This window comes from Mycolicibacter kumamotonensis, from assembly GCF_002086285.1.
Taxonomy (GTDB): domain Bacteria; phylum Actinomycetota; class Actinomycetes; order Mycobacteriales; family Mycobacteriaceae; genus Mycobacterium; species Mycobacterium kumamotonense.
The window spans coordinates 44,764-64,297 of sequence record NZ_MVHU01000025.1; the positions used below are offsets into that span (position 1 = coordinate 44,764).

General features: G+C 68.9%; 19 protein-coding genes. 3 read left to right on the forward strand and 16 right to left on the reverse strand.

Annotated elements, in window-relative coordinates:
* Positions 1 to 3 precede the first annotated feature (3 nt).
* The 3 genes from dapA to BST28_RS16100 are packed head-to-tail and all read right to left on the reverse strand — an operon-like array spanning position 4 to position 2,424.
* A complete protein-coding gene (gene dapA, locus BST28_RS16090; RefSeq protein ID WP_065288266.1) occupies positions 4 to 906 on the reverse strand; it encodes a 4-hydroxy-tetrahydrodipicolinate synthase in 903 nt (300 codons plus the stop codon).
* Positions 907 to 938: 32 nt separating this feature from the next.
* Positions 939 to 1,691, reverse strand: a complete 753-nt coding sequence (gene thyX / locus BST28_RS16095) for an FAD-dependent thymidylate synthase (RefSeq protein ID WP_019736317.1) — start codon at positions 1,689 to 1,691, stop codon at positions 939 to 941.
* A 31-nt stretch (positions 1,692 to 1,722) separates the two neighbouring features.
* Positions 1,723 to 2,424 (reverse strand): sensor domain-containing protein, encoded by a 702-nt coding sequence (locus BST28_RS16100; protein ID WP_043336015.1) that lies wholly within the window; start codon positions 2,422 to 2,424, stop codon positions 1,723 to 1,725.
* A gap of 304 nt (positions 2,425 to 2,728) precedes the next feature.
* Here BST28_RS16100 and mbp1 point away from each other — a divergent pair, with 304 nt between their 5' ends.
* Together mbp1 and BST28_RS16110 are read left to right on the forward strand one after the other, a co-directional pair.
* On the forward strand, positions 2,729 to 2,965 hold the full coding sequence (gene mbp1, locus BST28_RS16105) for a microaggregate-binding protein 1 (RefSeq protein ID WP_019736315.1): 237 nt from the start codon (positions 2,729 to 2,731) through the stop codon (positions 2,963 to 2,965).
* A gap of 93 nt (positions 2,966 to 3,058) precedes the next feature.
* Positions 3,059 to 3,781, forward strand: a complete 723-nt coding sequence (locus tag BST28_RS16110; protein WP_083081858.1) for a DoxX family protein — start codon at positions 3,059 to 3,061, stop codon at positions 3,779 to 3,781.
* A 26-nt stretch (positions 3,782 to 3,807) separates the two neighbouring features.
* Here the strand turns inward: BST28_RS16110 and BST28_RS16115 are convergent, their stop codons facing one another.
* From BST28_RS16115 to BST28_RS16125, 3 genes are read right to left on the reverse strand one after another with little or no spacing between them, the layout of a single operon-like run.
* Positions 3,808 to 5,019: a winged helix-turn-helix domain-containing protein gene (locus BST28_RS16115; RefSeq protein WP_065288267.1), complete on the reverse strand. Its 1,212-nt coding sequence runs from the start codon at positions 5,017 to 5,019 to the stop codon at positions 3,808 to 3,810.
* Positions 5,019 to 5,501 (reverse strand): dihydrofolate reductase, encoded by a 483-nt coding sequence (locus tag BST28_RS16120; RefSeq protein ID WP_019736312.1) that lies wholly within the window; start codon positions 5,499 to 5,501, stop codon positions 5,019 to 5,021. Before BST28_RS16120 ends, BST28_RS16115 begins: the two co-directional genes overlap by 1 nt.
* Entirely contained in the window at positions 5,498 to 6,298 is an 801-nt protein-coding gene (locus BST28_RS16125) for a thymidylate synthase (protein WP_083081848.1), read from the reverse strand. The genes BST28_RS16120 and BST28_RS16125 overlap by 4 nt, the downstream gene beginning before the upstream one ends.
* A 43-nt stretch (positions 6,299 to 6,341) precedes the next feature.
* Between BST28_RS16125 and BST28_RS16130 the strand changes: the two genes are divergently transcribed.
* Positions 6,342 to 7,079, forward strand: a complete 738-nt coding sequence (locus tag BST28_RS16130) for a dienelactone hydrolase family protein (protein WP_019736310.1) — start codon at positions 6,342 to 6,344, stop codon at positions 7,077 to 7,079.
* A gap of 23 nt (positions 7,080 to 7,102) precedes the next feature.
* On the opposite strand, the gene BST28_RS16135 is transcribed toward BST28_RS16130, so the two are convergent.
* From BST28_RS16135 to BST28_RS16180, 10 genes are all read right to left on the reverse strand, one after another.
* Entirely contained in the window at positions 7,103 to 8,509 is a 1,407-nt protein-coding gene (locus BST28_RS16135; RefSeq protein WP_207570113.1) for an MFS transporter, read from the reverse strand.
* Positions 8,452 to 9,447 carry a phosphotransferase family protein gene (locus BST28_RS16140; protein WP_083081861.1) on the reverse strand — a complete coding sequence of 332 codons (996 nt, stop codon included), beginning with the start codon at positions 9,445 to 9,447 and terminating at the stop codon, positions 8,452 to 8,454. The genes BST28_RS16135 and BST28_RS16140 overlap by 58 nt, the downstream gene beginning before the upstream one ends.
* A gap of 22 nt (positions 9,448 to 9,469) precedes the next feature.
* Positions 9,470 to 10,246, reverse strand: a complete 777-nt coding sequence (locus BST28_RS16145) for an SDR family oxidoreductase (protein WP_019736307.1) — start codon at positions 10,244 to 10,246, stop codon at positions 9,470 to 9,472.
* Positions 10,243 to 11,469, reverse strand: a complete 1,227-nt coding sequence (locus tag BST28_RS16150; RefSeq protein ID WP_065288268.1) for an acyl-CoA dehydrogenase family protein — start codon at positions 11,467 to 11,469, stop codon at positions 10,243 to 10,245. Before BST28_RS16150 ends, BST28_RS16145 begins: the two co-directional genes overlap by 4 nt.
* Positions 11,470 to 11,482: 13 nt before the next feature.
* Entirely contained in the window at positions 11,483 to 12,307 is an 825-nt protein-coding gene (locus BST28_RS16155; RefSeq protein WP_065288269.1) for an SDR family oxidoreductase, read from the reverse strand.
* 61 nt (positions 12,308 to 12,368) lie between these two features.
* Positions 12,369 to 13,019 carry a TetR/AcrR family transcriptional regulator gene (locus BST28_RS16160; protein ID WP_065288270.1) on the reverse strand — a complete coding sequence of 217 codons (651 nt, stop codon included), beginning with the start codon at positions 13,017 to 13,019 and terminating at the stop codon, positions 12,369 to 12,371.
* A 9-nt stretch (positions 13,020 to 13,028) separates the two neighbouring features.
* A complete protein-coding gene (locus BST28_RS16165) occupies positions 13,029 to 14,276 on the reverse strand; it encodes a DNA recombination protein RmuC (RefSeq protein WP_019739024.1) in 1,248 nt (415 codons plus the stop codon).
* A 29-nt stretch (positions 14,277 to 14,305) separates the two neighbouring features.
* The gene (locus tag BST28_RS16170) at positions 14,306 to 17,464 is read right to left on the reverse strand and encodes an acetyl-CoA carboxylase family protein (protein ID WP_083081863.1); all 3,159 of its coding nucleotides are present in this window, start codon (positions 17,462 to 17,464) and stop codon (positions 14,306 to 14,308) included.
* A 14-nt stretch (positions 17,465 to 17,478) separates the two neighbouring features.
* Positions 17,479 to 19,005 (reverse strand): class I adenylate-forming enzyme family protein, encoded by a 1,527-nt coding sequence (locus tag BST28_RS16175; protein ID WP_207570115.1) that lies wholly within the window; start codon positions 19,003 to 19,005, stop codon positions 17,479 to 17,481.
* The gene (locus BST28_RS16180; protein WP_083081851.1) at positions 19,002 to 19,451 is read right to left on the reverse strand and encodes a hypothetical protein; all 450 of its coding nucleotides are present in this window, start codon (positions 19,449 to 19,451) and stop codon (positions 19,002 to 19,004) included. Before BST28_RS16180 ends, BST28_RS16175 begins: the two co-directional genes overlap by 4 nt.
* Positions 19,452 to 19,534: the final 83 nt, after the last annotated feature.

Here is a 19,534-nt window from a genome sequence, read left to right on the forward strand (position 1 = left end):
TGCTCACCCGAGCACCGACGCGGTGCGCATGTCGAGGGCCAGTTCGTCGATCTCGGCCGCGGTCGCGGGCACCATCGGCAGCCGAGGGTCGCCGGCGTCGAAGCCCTGCAGCCGCAGACCGGCCTTGACGAAGGTCACCCCGCCGGTCCGGGCCATCGCGTTGGACAGCGGAGCGATCGCGACGTTGATCTTGCGGGCGGTCTCGACGTCGCCGGCGGCGTAGGCGGCCAGCATGTCGCGCAGCTGACCGGCCACGAAGTGCGAGATGACGCTGACGAACCCGGTGGCGCCCATCGCCAGCCACGGCAGGTTCAGGGCATCGTCACCGGAGTAGTAGGCAAGCCCGGTCTCGGCCATGATCTGCGCCGCGGCGTGCAGGTCGCCCTTGGCGTCCTTGATCGCCACGATGTTCGGGTGCTCCGCCAGTTCGAATATGGTGTCCGGGGCGATCGGCACCACCGAGCGGGCCGGGATGTCGTAGAGCATCACCGGCAGCGGGCTGGCGTCGGCGACGGCGGTGAAGTGCGCCAGCAGTCCGGCCTGCGACGGACGCGAGTAGTACGGCGTCACCACCAGCAGGCCGTGCGCGCCGACCCCGGCACAGGCTTCGGCGAGCCGGACGCTGTGTTCGGTGTCGTTGCTGCCGGCACCGGCGATGACGCGAGCCCGGTCACCGACCGCCTCGACCACGGCACGCAGCAGGGTCAACTTCTCGTAGTCGGCGGTGGTGGGCGACTCGCCGGTGGTCCCGGAGACCACCAGGCCGTCGCAGCCGGCGTCGACGAGGCGGTTGGCCAGCCGTACCGCGGCGTCGGTGTCCACCGAACCGTCCGCGCCGAAGGGGGTCACCATGGCGGTCAGCACGGTGCCCAGCTGCGCCCTGGCATCGAATCCGCTGCTGCTCACGGCCCTAAGATTACCTGGCGCCGCAAAGCTGCTCAGACTTCGGTGGCGAGCGGACTGGTCGCGACTTCGGTGCCGTCGGCCAGGGCACTGATCTGGAAGTCCCCGAATGCCGCCGGGGCCACATCGGTGAGCTGTCGCAGGCACTCGACGGCCAACCGGCGAATCTCCACGTCGGCGTGTTCGCTGGCGCGCATCGCGATGAAGTGCCGCCACGCCCGATAGTTGCCGGTCACCACGATGCGGGTCTCGGTGGCGTTGGGCAGCACGGCGCGGGCGGCTTGGCGGGCCTGTTTACGCCGCAGGACAGCACTGGGCTGATCAGCGAATTTGGCTTCCAGCCGGGCCAGCAGCTGCGTGTAGGCGGCCCGGCTGGCGTCAGCGGCCTCGGTCAAGATCTGCCGCAGCTCGGGGTCGTCCTCCATGCCGGGGGGCACCACGATCCGCGAGTCGGGTTCGGGGACGTAGCGCTGTGACAGCTGGGAGAAGGAGAAGTGCCGGTGCCGGATCAGCTCGTGGGTGGCCGACCGCGAGATTCCGGTGATGTAAAAGCTCACGACGGCGTGCTCGAGCACCGAGAAGTGCCCGACATCGATGATGTGCCGCAGGTAGCCGGCGTTGGTGGCGGTTCGCGGGTTGGGCTTGGACCAGCTCTGGTAGCAGGCGCGCCCGGCGAACTCGACCAGCGCCGGCCCGCCGTCGGCGTCGGTGCTCCACGCCACGTCCGGCGGCGGGGTGAACTCCGTCTTGGCAATCAGTTGCACGCGCAGCGGCGCCGTCTCGGCCACGGCACTCACCTTAAGGTGTGCCGGCCCGGCGTCAGCCGTTCGGGACTTTCGCGGCGATTTGCCGGGCTATGAGGATTGCGGAGTCCTTCGGGTCGGTGCTGCAGGTGTTGACGTCGACGACGACGTTGTTGGCCACGGTTAGCGCCCGCCCGCAGGCCTGCCAGGCCGACTCACCGGCGTTCTGCTGGGTCGCGACGGTGCTCAGCACGCCCTCGACGTTCGATATCGCCCCGGCGGTCCACTCCGAGCCGCTCTGGGTGTGGGTGTAGTCGTGGCACTGCGGCCACTGCTTGGCGGAGGCCTCGAAGAACGCCTGGGCTTGCTTGGCGGTCGGGAACAGCACCGCCGCCTGATCGACATAGTGGGCGTTGTCTTCGCCGTCGCTGACACTCTGCTCGCGCACCGCGCTGAATCCGCTGCGCGCATACACCTGTTCCTGCGCGACTCCGTCGACGGCCAGGCACTCGGCGGGCTGCATGGTGGCGCTGTCGTCGGGCAGCACATCGTGGGGCGCGTGTGCCTTCATGTCGCTCACGCCCATGATCGGGTTGATCTCGTCGGGGGTGAGCAGCACGGCCCGCAGGCCGTCTTCGGCGACCGGCGCGATGGTAGCGGTCGTGGTGGTCGGTGTGGGCGCACCGGCGCTGGGTTTTGCCGTACCCCCGCTGTTGCCGCAACCGGCGGCCAGTACGCAGCCCACAACGACGACACCCAACGAAACCGAACCCCGCACGCGATCACATCCCGTGTTTCCGACCAGATTATGCACCGGCACGCCAGTCGAGGGCGGCACCGATCAGTTATCGCCAAGGTTAACGAAATCTGGAAAGTGCCGCCGCGACCGCCGTGTTCTGCCCCAACACCGTTGAGGTCGAACGCTTTTGGGTTCCCGGGCAACGGGTTGCAGGCGGTGCGAGGTTTACGTTGTAAGCCCGGCGGGTATTCGGGCGTATCGGCGGCCACCCCGGTCGCTGCTGGGTGGACAGCCGGCACGTCGCCAGGCGTCGGCCCAGGTTGGTCGAACAGGAGAGGCACACATGAGTGACCAGGACAGCGGGCCCGAAGCCGGCATCAAAGGCGTCGTGGAAGACGTCAAGGGCAAGGCCAAGGAGGCCGTCGGCACCGTGACCGGAAACGACTCGCTCAAGCGAGAAGGCCAGGCGCAGCAGGACAAGGCCGAGGCCCAGCGCGAGGTGGCCGCCAAGGAGGCAGAGGCCGAAAAGGCCCGGGCCAAGGCCGCTGCGGATGAGGCCCGCGAGCGTGCCGAACAGTAAGCCGACCGGCGTTGCGGTGCCGGCGAGTTCCGACTCGCCGGCACCGTGCCATAGCCGCCGAAAGACACCCTATCTCCAGGAGGCCCCGTGTTGATGCGCAGAATTGCCCGTCCGCTGCTCGCGGCGGCGTTCATCGGTCAGGGTGTCGAGGCGTTGCGCCGGCCGCAGGAAGCCGGCCGGACGGCGCGCCCGGCGTTCGAGGGACTCAAAGGGATGCCCGACGAGATCGCGGCCAAGGTGCCGTCTGACGTCGAAACGTTCGCCAAAGCCAACGCGCTGGTCCAGATCGGCGGTGGCCTCTTGCTGGCCAGCGGCAGGCTGCCGCGGGTTGCCGCTGCGGTGCTGGCGGGCACCGTCATTCCGGGCAGCGCCGGGGGCCACCTGTTCTGGACGGAGCCTGACGCGCAGCGCAGGGCCGAACAGCGCCAGGCGTTGCTGACCGACATCAGCCTGATCGGCGGGCTGATGATCGCGGCCTTCGACACCGCAGGAAAGCCCTCGCTGGGCTGGCGGGCTCGCCGCGCCGCCCGGCACGCTTATCGACGCGCGGCCACGGCGTTGCCCACCAGCTCCGGTGATGCGGTGCTCGACACGGTCGGCGACAAGGTGAGCGCGGGCCTGCAGGCCGGCGCCGAACACGGCCGCGAGCTCGCCGAGAGGGTGAGTGAGAAGGCCGGGCCGTTACTCGAGGTGGCCGATGAGCGGGGAGCGCATCTGGCCGAGGTCGCCGCGGACCGCGGAACCGAGCTGGCGCACGCGGCCCGCGAAAGCGCCACCGCATTCGCCCACAACGCCCGCCGGCACCTGCACCGATGAGCCGGGCACGACCGCCGGGGCACGGTTCATCGCCGTAGCCCGGCCCGGCGCAGCTGCCTCACCAGATTCCCCCGTTCCCCCACGCTCACCTGGCCCAGACCCAGCCAGGAGGCCATCGACTCCAGCTCGGCGAGCAGTGCGGTCGCCACCTGTGGGGGTGAGGCGCCCTCTTCGGCGAACGCGGCGATGACGTGCAGGGCATCGGCGCCCCGGTCGGCCTTGAGGTCCACCCGGCCCACGAGCCGTCCGTCCAGCAGGAACGGCCACACGTAGTAGCCGTGCTTGCGCTGGGCCGCCGGGGTGTAGATCTCGAGCCGGTAGTGGAAGTCGAACAGTCGCTGCGTGCGGGGCCGGAAAAAGATCAGCGGGTCGAACGGGCACAGCAGCGCAGTCCCCCGATCGGTCCGCGGAATCGCTTGCCCGGCACGTAGATAGGCCGGCGCGTCCCAGCCGGCCACCGCTACCGGTTCCAGTTCGCCGGCGGCGACCAGCATTGCGATCGCCGGTTTTGCCTGCCGCGACGACAGCCGGAAATAGTCGCGCAGGTCGGCCTCGGTGCCGACCCCCAGGGCGCCGGCGGCCCGCAGTACCAGTTCCTGCACCGCCTCGGCGTCGTCGACCTGGCGGCCCAGCACGTTCGGCGGCAGCACGTTGTGCACCAGGTCGTAGTGCCGGGCGAACCCGACCCGGGTGGCGGTGGTCAGCACTCCGGCGGCGAACAGCGCCTCAGCCACCCATTTGGTGTCGCTGCGATTCCACCAGGTTCCCTTACCGCGCTTGGGCCCGGCCGCAAGGTGCGCCTCGATCTGCCCGGCTGTTGCCGGCCCGAGTTCGGCGACCGCGGCGACGATGCCGTCGGCCAGTCGCGGGTTGGGCGGCACGTTGCCCCACCGACCGTGGGTGTACTGCCGCATCCGCCAGCGCATCAGCGGCCAGTCATCGACCGCCATCAGGGCCGCCTCGTGCGCCCAGTACTCGACCAGCAGCCGCGGCGAGCGATCGCTGTGACTCCACGCGGCGCGATCCAGCACGGTGCGGTCATAGGGCCCCAACCGGCTGAACACCGGGGCGTAGTGGGCACGCACGGCCACCGACACCGAGTCCAGTTGCAGCACTTGGATGCGGGATATCAGGCGCTTCAGATGCGCCCGGTTCACCGCAGCGGTTGGTTTTGGCGCTCCGAATCCCTGTGCAGCAACGGCGATCCGGCGCGCCTGCGCCGCGCTCAGCGTCACCATCAGCGGCGGTAGCTGTGGAACCGGTACCGTAAGCCGCCCTCGCTGGTGAGCCAGGGCCCCGAGGTGCCTTTCCAGGACTCGTCGAGCACCGGCGCGACCGCGTCCGCGTCTTGACGGGGCAGGTCGATCTCGACCTCGGTCACCTCGCAGCGGGTGGCCAGCGGCAGCGCCAGCGCGTAGATCTGCGCGCCACCGATCACCCAGGTCTCGGCGTCGGTCAGCGCCGCGTCCAGCGTCGAAACCACCCCGGCACCGTCGGCGCGGTAGTCCGGGTCGCGGGTCACCACCACATTGGTGCGTCCCGGCAGTGGCCGCACGGCGGCCGGCAGGGATTCCCAGGTCAGCCGGCCCATCACCACCCGATGCCCCAGCGTGAGTTCCTTGAATCGCGCTTGGTCCTCGGGCAACCGCCACGGGATGCCGCCGGCGCGCCCGATGACCCCGGACACCGATTGGGCCCAGATCAACGCGAGCGCGCTCATACCGCCACGGGCGCCTTGATCGCCGGGTGCGGATCATAGTCGACGATCGCAATGTCGTCGAAGGTGTAGTCGAAGATCGAATCCCGTTGCGTCAAGAGCAGTTTCGGGTAGGGGCGCGGTTCTCGGGACAGCTGCTGGCGCACCTGTTCGACGTGGTTGTCGTAGATGTGGCAGTCCCCACCGGTCCAGACGAGCTCCCCGATGCCCAGCCCGGCCTGCGCGGCCATCATGTGGGTGAGCAGCGCATAGCTGGCGATGTTGAACGGTACCCCGAGAAACAGGTCGGCGCTGCGCTGGTAGAGCTGGCAGGACAGCCGCCCGTCGGCGACGTAGAACTGGAACAGGGCGTGGCACGGCGCCAGCGCCATCTTGTCCAGTTCACCGACGTTCCATGCCGAGACGATGATGCGGCGCGAATCCGGATCGGTGCGCAGCAACTCCACCGCGCGCGCGATCTGGTCGATGTGCTCCCCGGTCGGGGCCGGCCAGGAGCGCCACTGCACTCCGTACACCGGACCGAGATCGCCGGTCGCCGAAGCCCATTCGTCCCAGATCGTGACGCCGTGTTCCTGCAACCAGGCGATGTTGGAGTCGCCGCGCAGAAACCACAGCAGCTCGTAGACCACCGAGCGGACGTGCACCTTCTTGGTGGTGATCAGCGGGAATCCCGCCGACAGGTCGTAGCGCAGCTGGTGGCCGAACAGGCTGCGGGTGCCGGTGCCGGTGCGGTCGGCCTTCGCGGTCCCACGCTCGAGCACCAGGGCCAGGAGATCCTCATAGGGTGTGGCGATCGGCACGCCGCCCAGCCTAGCGCCGCGGCGACGGAGTACAACGGAAGCCATGCCCGCAACAACCGACCTCATCACCACGCCCGACGGCAGCTGCCCGGTGCAGCTGTTCACTCCGGAGGGCCCCGGCCCCTGGCCCGGGGTGGTGATGTATCCCGACGCCGGCGGGGTTCGGCAGACGTTCGCCGAGATGGCCGCCGAGCTCGCCGCTTCCGGCTACGCGGTGCTGCTGCCGGATATGTACTACCGGCACGGCCAGTGGGCGCCGTTCGACATGGCCACAGCGTTCAGCGACACCAAGGAGCGGGGCCGGCTCATGTCGATGCTGGGCAGCGTCACCTTCGACCGGATGGCGACCGACGCGGCGGCGTTCTTCGACTATCTGGCCGGCCGGCCCGAAGTGCGCGGTGCGAAGTTCGGCGTCTGCGGCTACTGCATGGGTGGGCGCACCTCGGTGGTGGTGGCCGGGCGCCTTCCCGATCGGGTGGCGGCGGCGGCGTCCTTCCACGGCGGCGGCCTGGTCACCGACGCACCCGACAGCCCACACCTGCTGGCCGAGAAGATACGCGCCACGATCTACGTGGCCGGCGCAGAGAACGACGGTTCGTTCACCAAGAAACAGGCCGCAATCCTGGACGAGGCGCTGTCCGCGGCAGGTGTCGAGCACACCGTCGAGTTCTATCCGGCCCAGCACGGCTTCGCCGTCCCGGACAACCCGCCCTATGACGCCGACGCCGCGGCCCGGCACTGGGCGGCGATGCGGCAGGTGTTCGGCAGCGCGCTGGGCTAGGCGTCTGCGCCTCGGTGGCCCGGTCAGCCGGGGTGCAGGGCATCGCCGAGGTGGTCGGCGATGGTGACCGTTTCCAGCGCGGTGTCGCGGGTCTCGCGCATCACCAGCAGCGCTGCGAAGGACAGCGCGGCCGCAGCCGACAAATAGCCGCCCACCCAGCGCACCCCGTGCTCGGCGGCGAGCCAGGTGGCGATGAACGGCGCCACCGCCGCCCCCAAGATGCTCGCCGCGTTGTAGGAGACGCCGGAGCCGGTGTAGCGGACGTTGGTCGGGAACAGCTCGGGCAGGACGGCGCTCATCGGGCCGAATGCCAAGCCCATCAACGTCATCCCGATGACCAGAAAGGCCAGTATCGCGCCGGTGGATCCGTTCGGGTCTAAGAAGGCACCGAAGGTCGTTCCGTACCCCATGATTCCGGCGGTGAACACCAGCAGCACCGGGCGCCGGCCGAATCGGTCGGCCAACGCTCCCGACACCGGCAGCACGACCACGAAGAAGGCCACCGCCACCAGTTGCAGGCCCAGGAATTCGGCGTAGCTGTACCCCAGCCCGGCGCCCTCGGGCGGGCGCTTGGCGGTGCCGTAGCTCAGCGTCCAGGTGGTCACGGTGTAGAACAGCGTGTACGTCGCCACCATCACCAGGGTCCCGATGATCAACTGGCGCCAACTGCCCCGGATCACGCTCGCGATCGGCGCGTGGACGCGCTGGCCGCTCTCGATCGCCTGCGCGAAGACCGGTGTCTCGGTAAGCCGTACCCGGACATAGAGTCCAACGGCCACCATCACCGCGCTCAGCAGGAACGGAATCCGCCAGCCCCAGGTGAGGAACTGCCCCGGCCATCGCAGCAAGAAGAGGAAGATCGCGGTGGCGAGCAGAAAACCCAACGGCGCCCCCAACTGAGGCCAGATTCCCGCCGAGGCCCGCCTGCCGGGCTTGGCGGTCTCGGTGGCCAGCAAGGCCGCTCCGCTCCATTCGCCGCCGAGGGCCAAACCCTGGCTGAACCGCAGGACCGCCAGCAACACCGGTGCCGCGACGCCGATGTGGTGGTAGGTCGGCAGCAGCCCGATCAAGAACGTCGCAACACCCATGACCAGCAACGAGGCCACCAGCGTGGTCTTGCGGCCCAGCCGATCGCCGAAGTGGCCGAACAGGATCGACCCCACGGGTCTGGCCACAAACGCCAGGCCGAACGTTGCCAGCGACGCCAGCAGCGCCGCGCTCGCGTTCCCCGGCGGGAAGAACAGGTGCGGGAACACGGTGACCGCCGCGGCCGCATAGACGTAGAAGTCGTAGAACTCGATGGTGGTGCCGATCAGCGACGCCACCACTATCCGCCTGCGCGGTACCCCGTCGACGAGGTCGGGCTCCGGTCTCAGATGCCCGCTTCCTCGGCCACCTCGCGGGCCCGGTTGACGATCGCGTCGATCCATGCGGTGATCGGGGTGCCGGCGGCGGCCTTGTTCGCCGGATTCTCCAGCACCCGCCGGACGATCCCCTCGGCGATGATCGCGAGCTTCCACAGCCCCAGAGCATGCCAGTACTGCAGACTCGCGGCGTCGCGGCCGGTCTCTTCCAGGTAGACCCGGGCCAACTCGTCGCGCTCCGGGAAGCCGTCGAGCGTGCTGATGACGAACTCTCCGGCGATGTCCTCCTCGCCCGGCCGCGGCCAGTAGCCCAATAGGCTGCCCATGTCGGCCAGCGGGTCGCCGAGAGTGGACAGCTCCCAGTCCAGCACGGCGACCACGTCACCGCTGCGCGGCGAAGTGATCACGTTGCGCAGGTGAAAGTCGCCGTGCACCAGGGTGAGTTCCTGCTGCGGTGGAGCCGCTGCAACCAGCCGCCGGGTCAGGTCGTCGAGTGCCGGCAGCTCCCGCGTCTTGGACTTCTCCCACTGACCGGCCCAGCGTTTGAGCTGACGCTGGGCGTACGGCTTGTGACTGGCCAGGTCATCGAGGCCCACGGCCTTGATGTCGACGGCGTGAATCTTGGCCAGTGTCTTGGGCATTGACAGCCCGATCTGCCGGCGCCGCTCCAGACTCAACGATTCCGCCACCGGCATCCGGTCCAGCACCACCCCGTCGATGAACTCCATCAGCAGCAGCGGGGTGCCGTCGGGGTCGTGAGTCAGCCCGTACACCCGCGGGGTGGGCACCTCGGTGTCCTCCAGGGCGGTAAGAATGCGGGCCTCGCGGGCGATGTCGTGGGCGGAGGCCAGCAACTTTCCCAGCGGCGGGCGGCGCAGCACCCAGCGGTGATCGGCCGCGTCGGAAACCAGGTAGGTCAGATTCGACTGCCCGATCCCGATCCGCTCGAATGTCAGTGGGCGGGCGACCGGAATACCCAGCTGCGCGATCCAGCGCGCCACCATCGCCGAATCGACACCGACAACGTCAGCCACCGAAGCCCGCCCTGTATCCCGTTGCGTCGCCGAGGATTTGACCGCCGTCGATCACCAGGGTCTGCCCGGTGATCCAGCTCGCGGCATCCGACACCAGGAACGCGACGGCGCCGGCCACGTCGACCGGCTCGCCGATCCGGCCCAGCGGTGTCGTCGTCGACAGCGCCTGCTCATGTTCCTTCCAGAGCACCTCGGCCATCTTGGTGCGCACCACGCCCGGGCAGATAGCGTTGACCCGCACGCCGGGCGAGAGTTCCAACGCCAGTTGCTTGGTGACGTGGATCAGCGCAGCCTTGGTGGCGTTGTACATTCCCATCAGCGGCCCGAAACTCATCCCGCCTATAGACGCGGTGTTGATCACGGTGCCGCCGTGCTCACCCATCCACGACTTGACCGCGCACGACGTCCACAGCAGCGGCCCCCACAGGTTGATGTCGAAGATCTTGGCGAACTGGGCGTGATCCTGGTCGATCAGGGGACCGAACGCGGGATTGGTGCCGGCGTTGTTGACCAGGATGTCGACGCTGCCGAACCGCTCCAGGGCCAGATCGATGCACTGCTGCGCGGCATCGTCTTCGGCCACGTGCGCTGCCACCCCGAGGACGTTGCCGTCGACCTGGGCCGCCGCGGCGTCGGCGTTTTCCTGCTTGCGTGAGGTGAGAACCACGTTGGCGCCCGCCTCGGCCAGGCGCTGGCCGATCGCCAGCCCGATGCCCCGGGATCCGCCGGTGATGATCGCGGTGCGCCCCTGCAGATCCTGTGTCGTCATCGTGTGTCCTTGGAGTACTTGCCCAGTTCCTGGCGGGCGATGGCGCGCTTGTGCACCTCATCGGGGCCGTCGGCGAGTCGCAGGGTGCGCAGGTGCGCCCAGAACCCCGCCAGCGGGAAGTCGTCGGTGACGCCTCCGGCGCCGTGCACCTGGATGGCCCGGTCGACGATCTTGAGCGCGATGTTGGGTGCGGCGACCTTGATCGCCGCGATCTCGACCTGCGCCGCCTTGTTGCCGACGGTGTCCATCAGGTGGGCGGTCTTGAGGGTGAGCAGGCGGATCATCTCGATATCGATGCGCGCCTCGGCGATCCAGTCTCGGATGTTGGCGTTGTCGGATACCGGCCTGCCGAACGTTACCCGGGACTGGGCGCGCTTGCACAGCAACTCCAGTGCCCGCTCGGCCATGCCGATGGCGCGCATGCAGTGGTGGATGCGGCCCGGCCCGAGCCGGGCCTGGGCGATCGCGAACCCCTCGCCTTCACCCTTGAGCACGTCTTTGGCCGGCACCCGAACGTCTTTGAAGTCGATCTCGGCGTGACCCTCGCGGTCCTGGTAGCCGAAGACCGGCAGGCCGCGCATGATGGTGACGCCCGGGGCATCGATGGGGACCACCATCATCGACTGCTGGCGGTGGGTGGCGGTGTTCGGATCGGTCTTGCCCATCACGATCATCACCTTGCAGTTCTGATGCAATGCGTTGGAGGCGAACCACTTACGTCCATTGAGGAGATAGTCCCCGGTGGCCCCGTCTTTGACCATCGACAACTGCACGTTGGTGGCATCCGAGCTGGCCACCTGCGGCTCGGTCATCGCGAACGCCGACCGGATGGTGCCCTCCAGCAGCGGCTTGAGGTATTTCTCCTTGTGCTCGTCGCTGCCGAACAGCGTGAATACCTCCATGTTGCCGGTGTCGGGAGCGCTGCAGTTGCAGGCTTCCGGGGCCAGATGCGGACTGCGGCCCATGATCTCGGCCAGCGGCGCGTATTCGAGGTTGGTCAGGCCCGGGCCCCATTCCGGGTGGGGATGAAACAGATTCCACAATCCGCGCTCCCGGGCCTGGGCTTTCAGCTCCTCCAGGATCGGAGGCTGGAAGTGCGGGTTGCCGGCTTCGGCCATCTGCGTCTCGTAGACCGCCTCGGCCGGATAGACGCACTCGTCCATGAACTCCAGCAGATCGGACTGATATTTCGCGGCGCGCTCGGAGATATCGAACAGGGACATGCAGGCTCCTCACCTAGGAAACATCGGGACTGAGCAGGCCACGCTGATAGCGGCGCATTCCGCGCAGCCAACGGTCGTAATCGGCTCCCTTGAACCGGTACATCTCGAGCACCGCCGGATGCGGCAGGATCAGGAAGCGTTCGTCGTCGATGGCCGCCAGCACCTCGTCGGCCACGGCGGCCGGCTCGAGCACCTCACCGGCCGCGGTGACCGCCCGGGTGGCGAGATCACCCAGCGGGTCGCCGGACTGTTCACCGGAGTAGAGCAGCTTGGTGTTGACGCCCATCGGGCACAGGCAGCTGACCCGCACCCCCTGGTCCCCGTAGGTGATGTTGAGCCATTCGGCGAATCCGACGGCGGCGTGCTTGGTGACCGTGTAGGCGGCCCCGCCCAGTTGGGTGAGCAGACCCGCGGCCGACGCGGTCGATACGAAATACCCCTCGCCGCGGTGCACCCAGCCGGGAATCAGCAGTTGGGCGGCGCGGATGTGGGCCCGCAGGTTGACGTCGATGGCCTGGTCCCAGTCGGCGTCGCCGGCATCCAGGCCGGGGGCGCCGGTGATGCCGGCGTTGGCGAAGTACATGTCGACCGGTCCGTATCGGCGCTCGGCCGTTGCGATCAGCCCGCGGATGACTTCGGTGTCGGAGACGTCGCCGCCGCACCCGACCGCCACGTCCGGCCGGTCGGCGTTGATCGCGTCGGCCACCGCCGTGGCGGCGTCGGCATCCAGGTCGGCCACCACCACCCGGGCCCCGGCCGCGGAGAGCGCCACGGCCAGGGCGCCCCCGATTCCGCCTCCACCGCCGGTGACGATGGCGACCCGTTCCGCAACCTTCATGGGCAGTCCTTGCTCTTGGAGTTCGCAGCGACAGTGACCCTAATTGAATCCGGCATCATGTTCAATTACCGTTCGGACGGAACTGCAGGGCGTTCGCCCAGAGCCGGGTGACGGTGGTGACCAGCGCCTCGAAGTCCGCACCGGAGGTGCCGGTGGCCTCCTCGAGCACGAAAATGTTGTATGCCAGCCGGCTGACCATCCCCGACAGCGCCCGCGATGCCAACAGCGGATCGACGTCGGCGGCGGCGATCCCGCGCTCCTGAAGATCGGCGATTCCGGCGGCATTGCGCTGAATGAACGCATCGGCACGCTGCGACCGGAAGGCGCGGAACTTCGGATCGATCTGGGCCACCTGCTCGAGCAGCCCCATCAATCTCGCATTGCGCCGATACGCTTCCAGATAGGCACGATTGCTCGCCTCGAGCACCGCGTACGGATTGTCGGTTCGGCTCACCCGGCCCATGCCCGGATGCATCATGTCCTGCTGCGCCTGCTCGAGGACGGCGGCGAAGATCTCTTCCTTGTTCGCGAAGTAGGTGTAGAACGACCCGGTCGCGCATCCGGCCGCCTTGGTGATGTCGGTCAGCTTGGCGTCGAGATAGCCGTCGCGCTCGAATACCTTGCGGGCCGCCGCGACCAGCCCGGCGCGGGTCCGTGCTCCGCGCACCGTGGCCGGCAGCTGGCGGGCCACGGCGACCGGGACGGCATCCACCCGGGCAGTCTAACTGAATCCGACGTCAAGTTCGTCGATTGCCCGGTCGCCGTCGGTTAATTCGCCCAGCATGGCTTCGGCCGCGCGTTCGGGCAGTGATTCCACCCCGCGCAGCCTGCGTTCGATGGCCCGGGTACGCACGCCCGCGGTGTCAATGGTGTTGCGGGCGGTGTCGAGTTGCTTGCGCGTCTTCTCCAGTACGGCCGCGAACTTGCCGAACTCGGTCTTGACGGCGCCGAGCACCTGCCACACCTCACTGCTGCGCTGCTCGATCGCCAGGGTCCGAAAGCCCATCCGCAGGCTGTTGAGCAGTGCGGCCAGCGTCGTGGGCCCGGCCAAGGTGACGTTGTACTTGGCCTGGATCTGCTCGAACAGCCCCGGCTGGCGCAGCACCTCGGCATAGAGACTCTCGGTGGCCAGGAACAGGATCGCGAAATCCGTGGTGTGCGGCGGCGCGAGGTATTTGTCACAGATGTCTCCGGCTTCGGCTTCGATCCGCCGGACCAATGCCTGCCGCGCGGCCGCCTCCCCCGCCGCGTCGGCGTTGTCCTGCGCGTCGAGCAGTCGCTCGAAGTCCTCGCGCGGAAACTTGGCGTCGATCGGCAGCAGCACCTCACCGGCTCCGGACGCACCGGGCAGCCGGATCGCGAACTCCACTCGCGCAGTCGATCCCGGCACGGTGCTGACATTGGTCGCGTACTGCTCCGGGGTCAGCGTCTCGGCCAGCAACGCGGCCAGTTGCGCCTCGCCGAAGATGCCGCGGGTCTTGACGTTGGTCAGCACGCGCTTCAAATCGCCCACCCCGGTGGCCAGCGTCTGCATCTCGCCGAGGCCCCGCTGCACGGCCTCCAGGCGCTCAGAGATCTGGGTGAACGATTGGGCCAGCCGGGTTTCCAGCGTCGCCTGCAGCTTCTCATCGACGGTTGCGCGCATCTTCTCCAGCTGCGCGGTGTTCTCGGTCTGCAGGTTGCCCAGCTGCCGGTCCAGCGTGGAGCCCAGTTTCTCCAGCATGTCCTGCTGGGTCGATCCGAACCGGTGCAGCGTCGCCTGCCAGTGGTGGAAGGCCTGGGCGAGTTCGGCCCGCCCGGCATGCTGCTCTTCGCGCAGCGTTCGCTCCACGCGTTCACTGTCGCCGCGCAGCGCGGCGAGCTGCTCCGGTGAGATCACCCGGCCACCGGGACGCAGCAGCGCGAGGACATGGAGGATCACCGCCAGCAACGCAAGCGAGGTGAGGAGGATCAACAGTGCCGTGTCCATAGCCGCACGGTAGCGCCGGGCACCGACAACTAACGGTCGGACAGGCTCGCGATCCAGGTGCGCGACTGTGCCGGGTCGATCACATCGTCGAGTTCGAAGGTGGTCGCAGCGCTCAATGCCCGCCCACGCCGGTAGGCCGCCTCCACCAGCTGATCGAAGAGCTGTTGACGCTGTTCGGGATCGGCGGCATCGGCAAGTTCCTTGCGGAACCCGAGCCGCACCGCCCCTTCCAGCCCCATCCCGCCGATCTCGCCGGTAGGCCAGGCGACGGTGAACTGCGGGGCGTGAAACGAACCGCCCGCCATCGCCATCGCCCCCAGCCCATAGCCTTTGCGCAGCACGATCATCCCCATCGGCACCGTCAGCCGGGCTCCGGCGATGAACATCCGGCTGAACCGCCGCACGGTGGCCTCCCGCTCAGCGTCCGGGCCGACCATGAATCCCGGTGTGTCGCACAGTGTCACCACCGGCAGCCGGAACGACTCGCAGAGCTCGAAGAAGTCGGCCGTCTTGTCGGCCGCCTCGGCGTCGATCGCTCCGCCGAGGTGGTGGCTGTTGTTGGCCAACAACCCGTGGGCAACGCCGTGCACGCGCACCAGGGCGGTCACTATCCCGACCCCGTAATCGGGTCGCAGCTCCAGCACCGAATCGACGTCGGCCACCGCGTCGATCGCTCGGCGCACATCGTAGGCCCGTAACCGATTCTGCGGCACCACGTGCCGGGCCAGCCGCGGATCGGGTTCGGCCCAGTCGGTCACCTCGCCGCGGAAGTAGGACAGGTAGCGCTTGGCCAGCGCCACCGCCTCCGCCTCATCGCGTGCCGCCAGCGCAACCACCCCGTTGCGGCGCTGCACCTCGATCGGCCCGATCTCCTCCGGCCGGTACACGCCCAGCCCGCCGCCTTCGATCATCGCCGGGCCGCCCATACCGATGTTGGCGTCCGGGGTCGCGATGATCACGTCGCACACCCCGGCCAACGCCGCGTTGCCGGCGAAGCAGCGGCCGGACACGATCGCCACCAACGGCACCTGGCCGTTCAAGGCGGCCAGTGCACGAAACGTCATGAGATCCAGTCCGGCCATGCCCGCGACATCGGTGTCACCGGGTCGGCCGCCGCCCCCCTCGGCGAACAGCACCACCGGAAGCCTGCGGCGGGCGGCCACCTCGAAGAGCCGGTCGGTCTTGGCGTGGTTGCGCATGCCCTGGGTGCCGGCCAGCACGGTGTAGTCGTAGGAGGCCACCGCCACCTGCGTCGCACCGATGGTCGCCAACCCGGCGACCAGGCCGTCGGCAGGCGTGTTGGTGATCAGGTCCTGCTCCGAGCGCCGGCTGCGCTGCGCCGCCACCGCCAGCGCCCCGTATTCGACGAAACTGCCGGGGTCGACCAGATCGGCGATGTTCTCCCGGGCGGTGCGACGGCCCTGCCGATGCCGTTTGGCGACGACCTCGGGGCGGCCTTCGTCGCGGGCGAGCCGGTGCCGGTCGACGACCTCGTCGAGGTCGGCGCGCGGGGAATCCGGCTCCGGGCCGACGTCGGGCCCGGCGGTGCTCCCGTCCCCGGCGGAGACGAAGACCAGCACCGGGTCTCCGGCGTTGACGACCTGCCCCGGGTCGACAAGGGTGCGCACCACGGCGCCGGGAGCAGCCAGCACATGCTGCATCTTCATCGCCTCGAGCACGACCTCGGGTTCCACCTCGGCGACGGTTCCGGCCATCGGGGCGTACAACACCTGTTCGCCTGGGCCCAGATCTGTTGTGAGGGTGCGGCGTTCGTCGCGGGTCGGCGCCGACGCCGCGACCAGGGTGGGCAGTCGGCGGTCCAGCCATCCGGTCGTCACGACGCCGGTACCCAGCCCCTCGTCGCACAGCACTGCGTCCAGCAGCCCGATATTGGTGCCGATGCCGGTGATGGCCAATTCCGCCAAAGCAGTTCGCGCCTTGCGCACCGCAGCGACGAACGAGGTGCCGTGGACATGGGTGATCACCTTGGCCAGCAGTGAGTCGTAGCGGGGGCCGATGGTCAGGCCCGGTCGCGCGTAGGTGTCGACCCGGATCCCCGGCCCACTCGGCGGGGTGAACACCGACACGGTGCCGACGCAGGGTTGCACCGTACCGTCGGCGGCGACCGTCTCGGTGTTGACCCGGCATTCGACGGCGATCCCGTGCGCGTGCGCGGCCTGCCCGGCCTCCCGGCCCTCGGCGGCCACCACCACCCCGGCCGGCAGATCCAGATCGCCCAGTGCGGCACCGTCGGCGATCCGCAGCTGCAGGGCCACCAGATCCAGCCCCGTCACCATCTCGGTGACCGGGTGTTCCACCTGAAGGCGCGGGTTCACCTCGAGGAAGACGAAATCGTCTCCGGTGACGAGGAATTCCACGGTCGCCAGGCCCCGGTACCCGAACCTGGCACACAGTCGGGCGGCGGCCCGGTGCAGCGCGGTCCGCAATTCGGCGGAGACCCCGGGTGCGGGCGCGACCTCGATCAACTTCTGATAGCGGCGCTGAATGCTGCAGTCGCGATCGCCGATCGCCAGGGCCCGCACGCCGTCGGCGACGATCTGCACTTCGATGTGGCGTGCGTCCTCGATGAGTTCCTCGGCGAACACCGCCGCGGCGCCGAATCCGAGTCGGGCCTCACCCGCACACCACCGGTAGGCGTCGTCGAGCCGGTCGGCGGAGCGGACCACGCGTATCCCCCGGCCTCCGCCCCCGGCCAGCGCTTTCACCATGATTCCGCCGGGATGGGCGCGCAAGAAGTCACGGATCTGCTCCAGTCCTGCGGCCCCGTCGGTGGCGGCCGGAACCGGCAGCCCGGCGCTGATCGCTGCGCCGCGAGCCGCGGACTTGTCGCCGAACAGATCAAGCAGCTCGGGAACGGGCCCGACGAAGGTATGCCCCACCGCCGCGGCACCGCGGGCGAATCCCGCATTCTCCGAGAGGAATCCGTAGCCGGGATGGATCAGCGCAGCGCCGGACTTCTGCGCGGCCGCCAGGATGGCGGCCTGATCCAGGTAGGCCGACGGACCTGCGCCGGGCAATCCGATGGCGCCGTCGGCGACGTGCACATGCGGGCTGTCCGCGTCGTCTGAGGCATAGACGGCAACGGTACGATAACCCAATTCGGTTGCGGTACGCAGTATTCGCAGCGCTATCTCACCGCGGTTGGCGATCAGCACCGTCGTCGGCACAGCGTCGGCGAGTATCACCGCAGCGGGTCGCCCCACTGCACCTGCTGGCGCAGTTGCCCCTTGAGCAGTTTGCCGCTGGCGGTGCGCGGCAGCTCCTCAGCGACCACGGTGATGTACTGCGGCACCTTGAAGTCCGCCAGCTCACCGCGGCAGTGGTCGAGCACCGCGGCCACGTCGATGTCGTCTCCGAGCAACACGGCGCCGACCTTCTCGCCCATCACGTCGTCGGGCACCGCCAGCACGCAGGCGTCGGCTACCCCGGGCGCCGACAGCAGCGCCGCTTCCACCTCGACGCTGGAGACGTTCTCGCCTCCGCGGATGATGATGTCCTTGAGCCGGTCGATGATGTGCACCCTCCCGGCGTCGTCGACGCGGACGACATCCCCGGTGTGCAACCACCCGTCGATGATGGTGGCGGCGGTGGCTTCAGGCCGATTCCAGTACCCGCCCATCACATTCGCACCGCGCACCACCAGTTCGCCGGTGGTCGGATCGTCCCCGAGCGGCGCTATGCCGATGTCTCCCGACGGAATCACGTACCCGACCGAGTCGGCGTGGGCCACCGCGTCGGAGTCCGGCAGCACCGTCATCAGCGAGGCCGTCTCGGTCATGCCGTAGCCGTTGAACACCGTCGCCGGGTCGAACGCCTCGCGCAGCGAGCGCACCAGGGCCGGCGCGGTCGGGGCGCCGCCGTAGCCGACCCAGCGCACCCCGCTCACGTCGACGCCCGCGAAGTCGGGGTGCCGCAGCAGTAGAGCGTAGACCGCGGGAACGGTGACAAGCGAGGAGATCCGTTGCGCCGGAATCGTGGTGAGCAACTCGGGAAGGCTCAGCGCTGGCATGATCACCGCCGCACCCCCGGTGTAGGCGGCGGCCAGCAGCTGCGAATTGCAGCCGGTCACGTGGAACAGCGGGACCGAGATCAGGGTGCGCAACTCCTCACCCAGCTGCCGGGACTGTCCCAAGACGCGCACCATGTTCTCGGCGTTGGTCAGGAACGCCTCGTGGGTGGTGGGCACTCCTTTGGGACGCCCGGTGGTGCCGGAGGTGTAGAACAGCGCCGCGGTGTCGCTCTGTTCGAGCCCGACCACCACGTACGGTCGGTCGTCGGGCAGTGCGGTGCCTGGCGCGAGGTCCACCCGCACCCCGGCGTCGGTGAGCACGAAGTCGATCTCCGGTGCGGCCGATCGGGTGTTGACGGCCACCGGTATGCCACCGGCCATCAGGGCCCCCCAGAACGCCAGCACCCAGTTCAGCCCGGCCGGATAGCGCACCGCCACCCGGTCACCGCGCTCCAGCCCGCCGGTGCGCAGGCCGCCGGCCACCCGCGCCGCCCGCTGCCAGAGCTGCCGGTAGGTCAGCGCCCCGGCGCCCAGCTCCACCACGGCCTCACTGTCCGGACGGCGCTCGGCCTGCTCGGCCAGCAGCTCGAGCAGGGTGGCCGGCAGCCCTTCGTAGTGCGGGATACCGTTGTGGTCGCGAACCACCCCGGTCGCCGGAAAAGGGTTGTGCCGCCGTGGAATCTCAACGATGGTCGTCATGACCCGCCCTTCCGGCCGTGTGCCAGGCTGCGCAGCGTTCCGCGCACCGCATAGACCGCGGTGGTGACGCATGCGACGACCAGCACGATGAACATCGGCAACCAATTGCCGCGCTCGTGGTTGATGTGCCACCAGACGTAGGTGAACAGCACCGAGCAGAAGAACAGCACCACGTCGCGCCAATTACCCTGGTAGGACATCGCCGCGGCGCGCAACGCCCTGCTCCGGTCGGATGCGGCGATCAGGTCGTCGATCCGCTCGTCGATGGTGCGTTGCAGCTCGGCCCGCCGCTTCGTCTGCTCGGTCGGCACCCGATCGAGCAGGTCGAGATCCTGTTTGATCAGGCCGCGCAGATCCGGGCCCTTGAGCTGTCCGGCCGCCGCGGTCAGCAGAGCGCCACCGAAGATCGGTGCCGCGCCCAGCGCCATGCTCAGCAGAGTGGGCATCGTCGTGCGGTTCCTTAAGTTCGTAGTTGCAGTTACTTCGTGTTGTTACGTTGTGCTGCGACCCGGGTGGGTCGGGTGAGGCT

Coding starts and splice junctions, on each gene's coding strand:
- BST28_RS16135 (WP_207570113.1), bottom strand. CDS start 8,509: ATGGATCGACGCGATCGTCAACCGGGCCCGCGAGGTGGCCGAGGAAGC.
- BST28_RS16120 (WP_019736312.1), bottom strand. CDS start 5,501: ATGAGCGCGCTCGCGTTGATCTGGGCCCAATCGGTGTCCGGGGTCATC.
- BST28_RS16180 (WP_083081851.1), bottom strand. CDS start 19,451: ATGCCCACTCTGCTGAGCATGGCGCTGGGCGCGGCACCGATCTTCGGT.
- BST28_RS16110 (WP_083081858.1), top strand. CDS start 3,059: ATGCGCAGAATTGCCCGTCCGCTGCTCGCGGCGGCGTTCATCGGTCAG.
- mbp1 (WP_019736315.1), top strand. CDS start 2,729: ATGAGTGACCAGGACAGCGGGCCCGAAGCCGGCATCAAAGGCGTCGTG.
- BST28_RS16165 (WP_019739024.1), bottom strand. CDS start 14,276: ATGGACACGGCACTGTTGATCCTCCTCACCTCGCTTGCGTTGCTGGCG.
- BST28_RS16115 (WP_065288267.1), bottom strand. CDS start 5,019: ATGGTGACGCTGAGCGCGGCGCAGGCGCGCCGGATCGCCGTTGCTGCA.
- BST28_RS16150 (WP_065288268.1), bottom strand. CDS start 11,469: ATGTCCCTGTTCGATATCTCCGAGCGCGCCGCGAAATATCAGTCCGAT.
- BST28_RS16155 (WP_065288269.1), bottom strand. CDS start 12,307: ATGAAGGTTGCGGAACGGGTCGCCATCGTCACCGGCGGTGGAGGCGGA.
- BST28_RS16140 (WP_083081861.1), bottom strand. CDS start 9,447: ATGGTGGCGCGCTGGATCGCGCAGCTGGGTATTCCGGTCGCCCGCCCA.
- BST28_RS16175 (WP_207570115.1), bottom strand. CDS start 19,005: ATGACGACCATCGTTGAGATTCCACGGCGGCACAACCCTTTTCCGGCG.
- BST28_RS16145 (WP_019736307.1), bottom strand. CDS start 10,246: ATGACGACACAGGATCTGCAGGGGCGCACCGCGATCATCACCGGCGGA.
- BST28_RS16130 (WP_019736310.1), top strand. CDS start 6,342: ATGCCCGCAACAACCGACCTCATCACCACGCCCGACGGCAGCTGCCCG.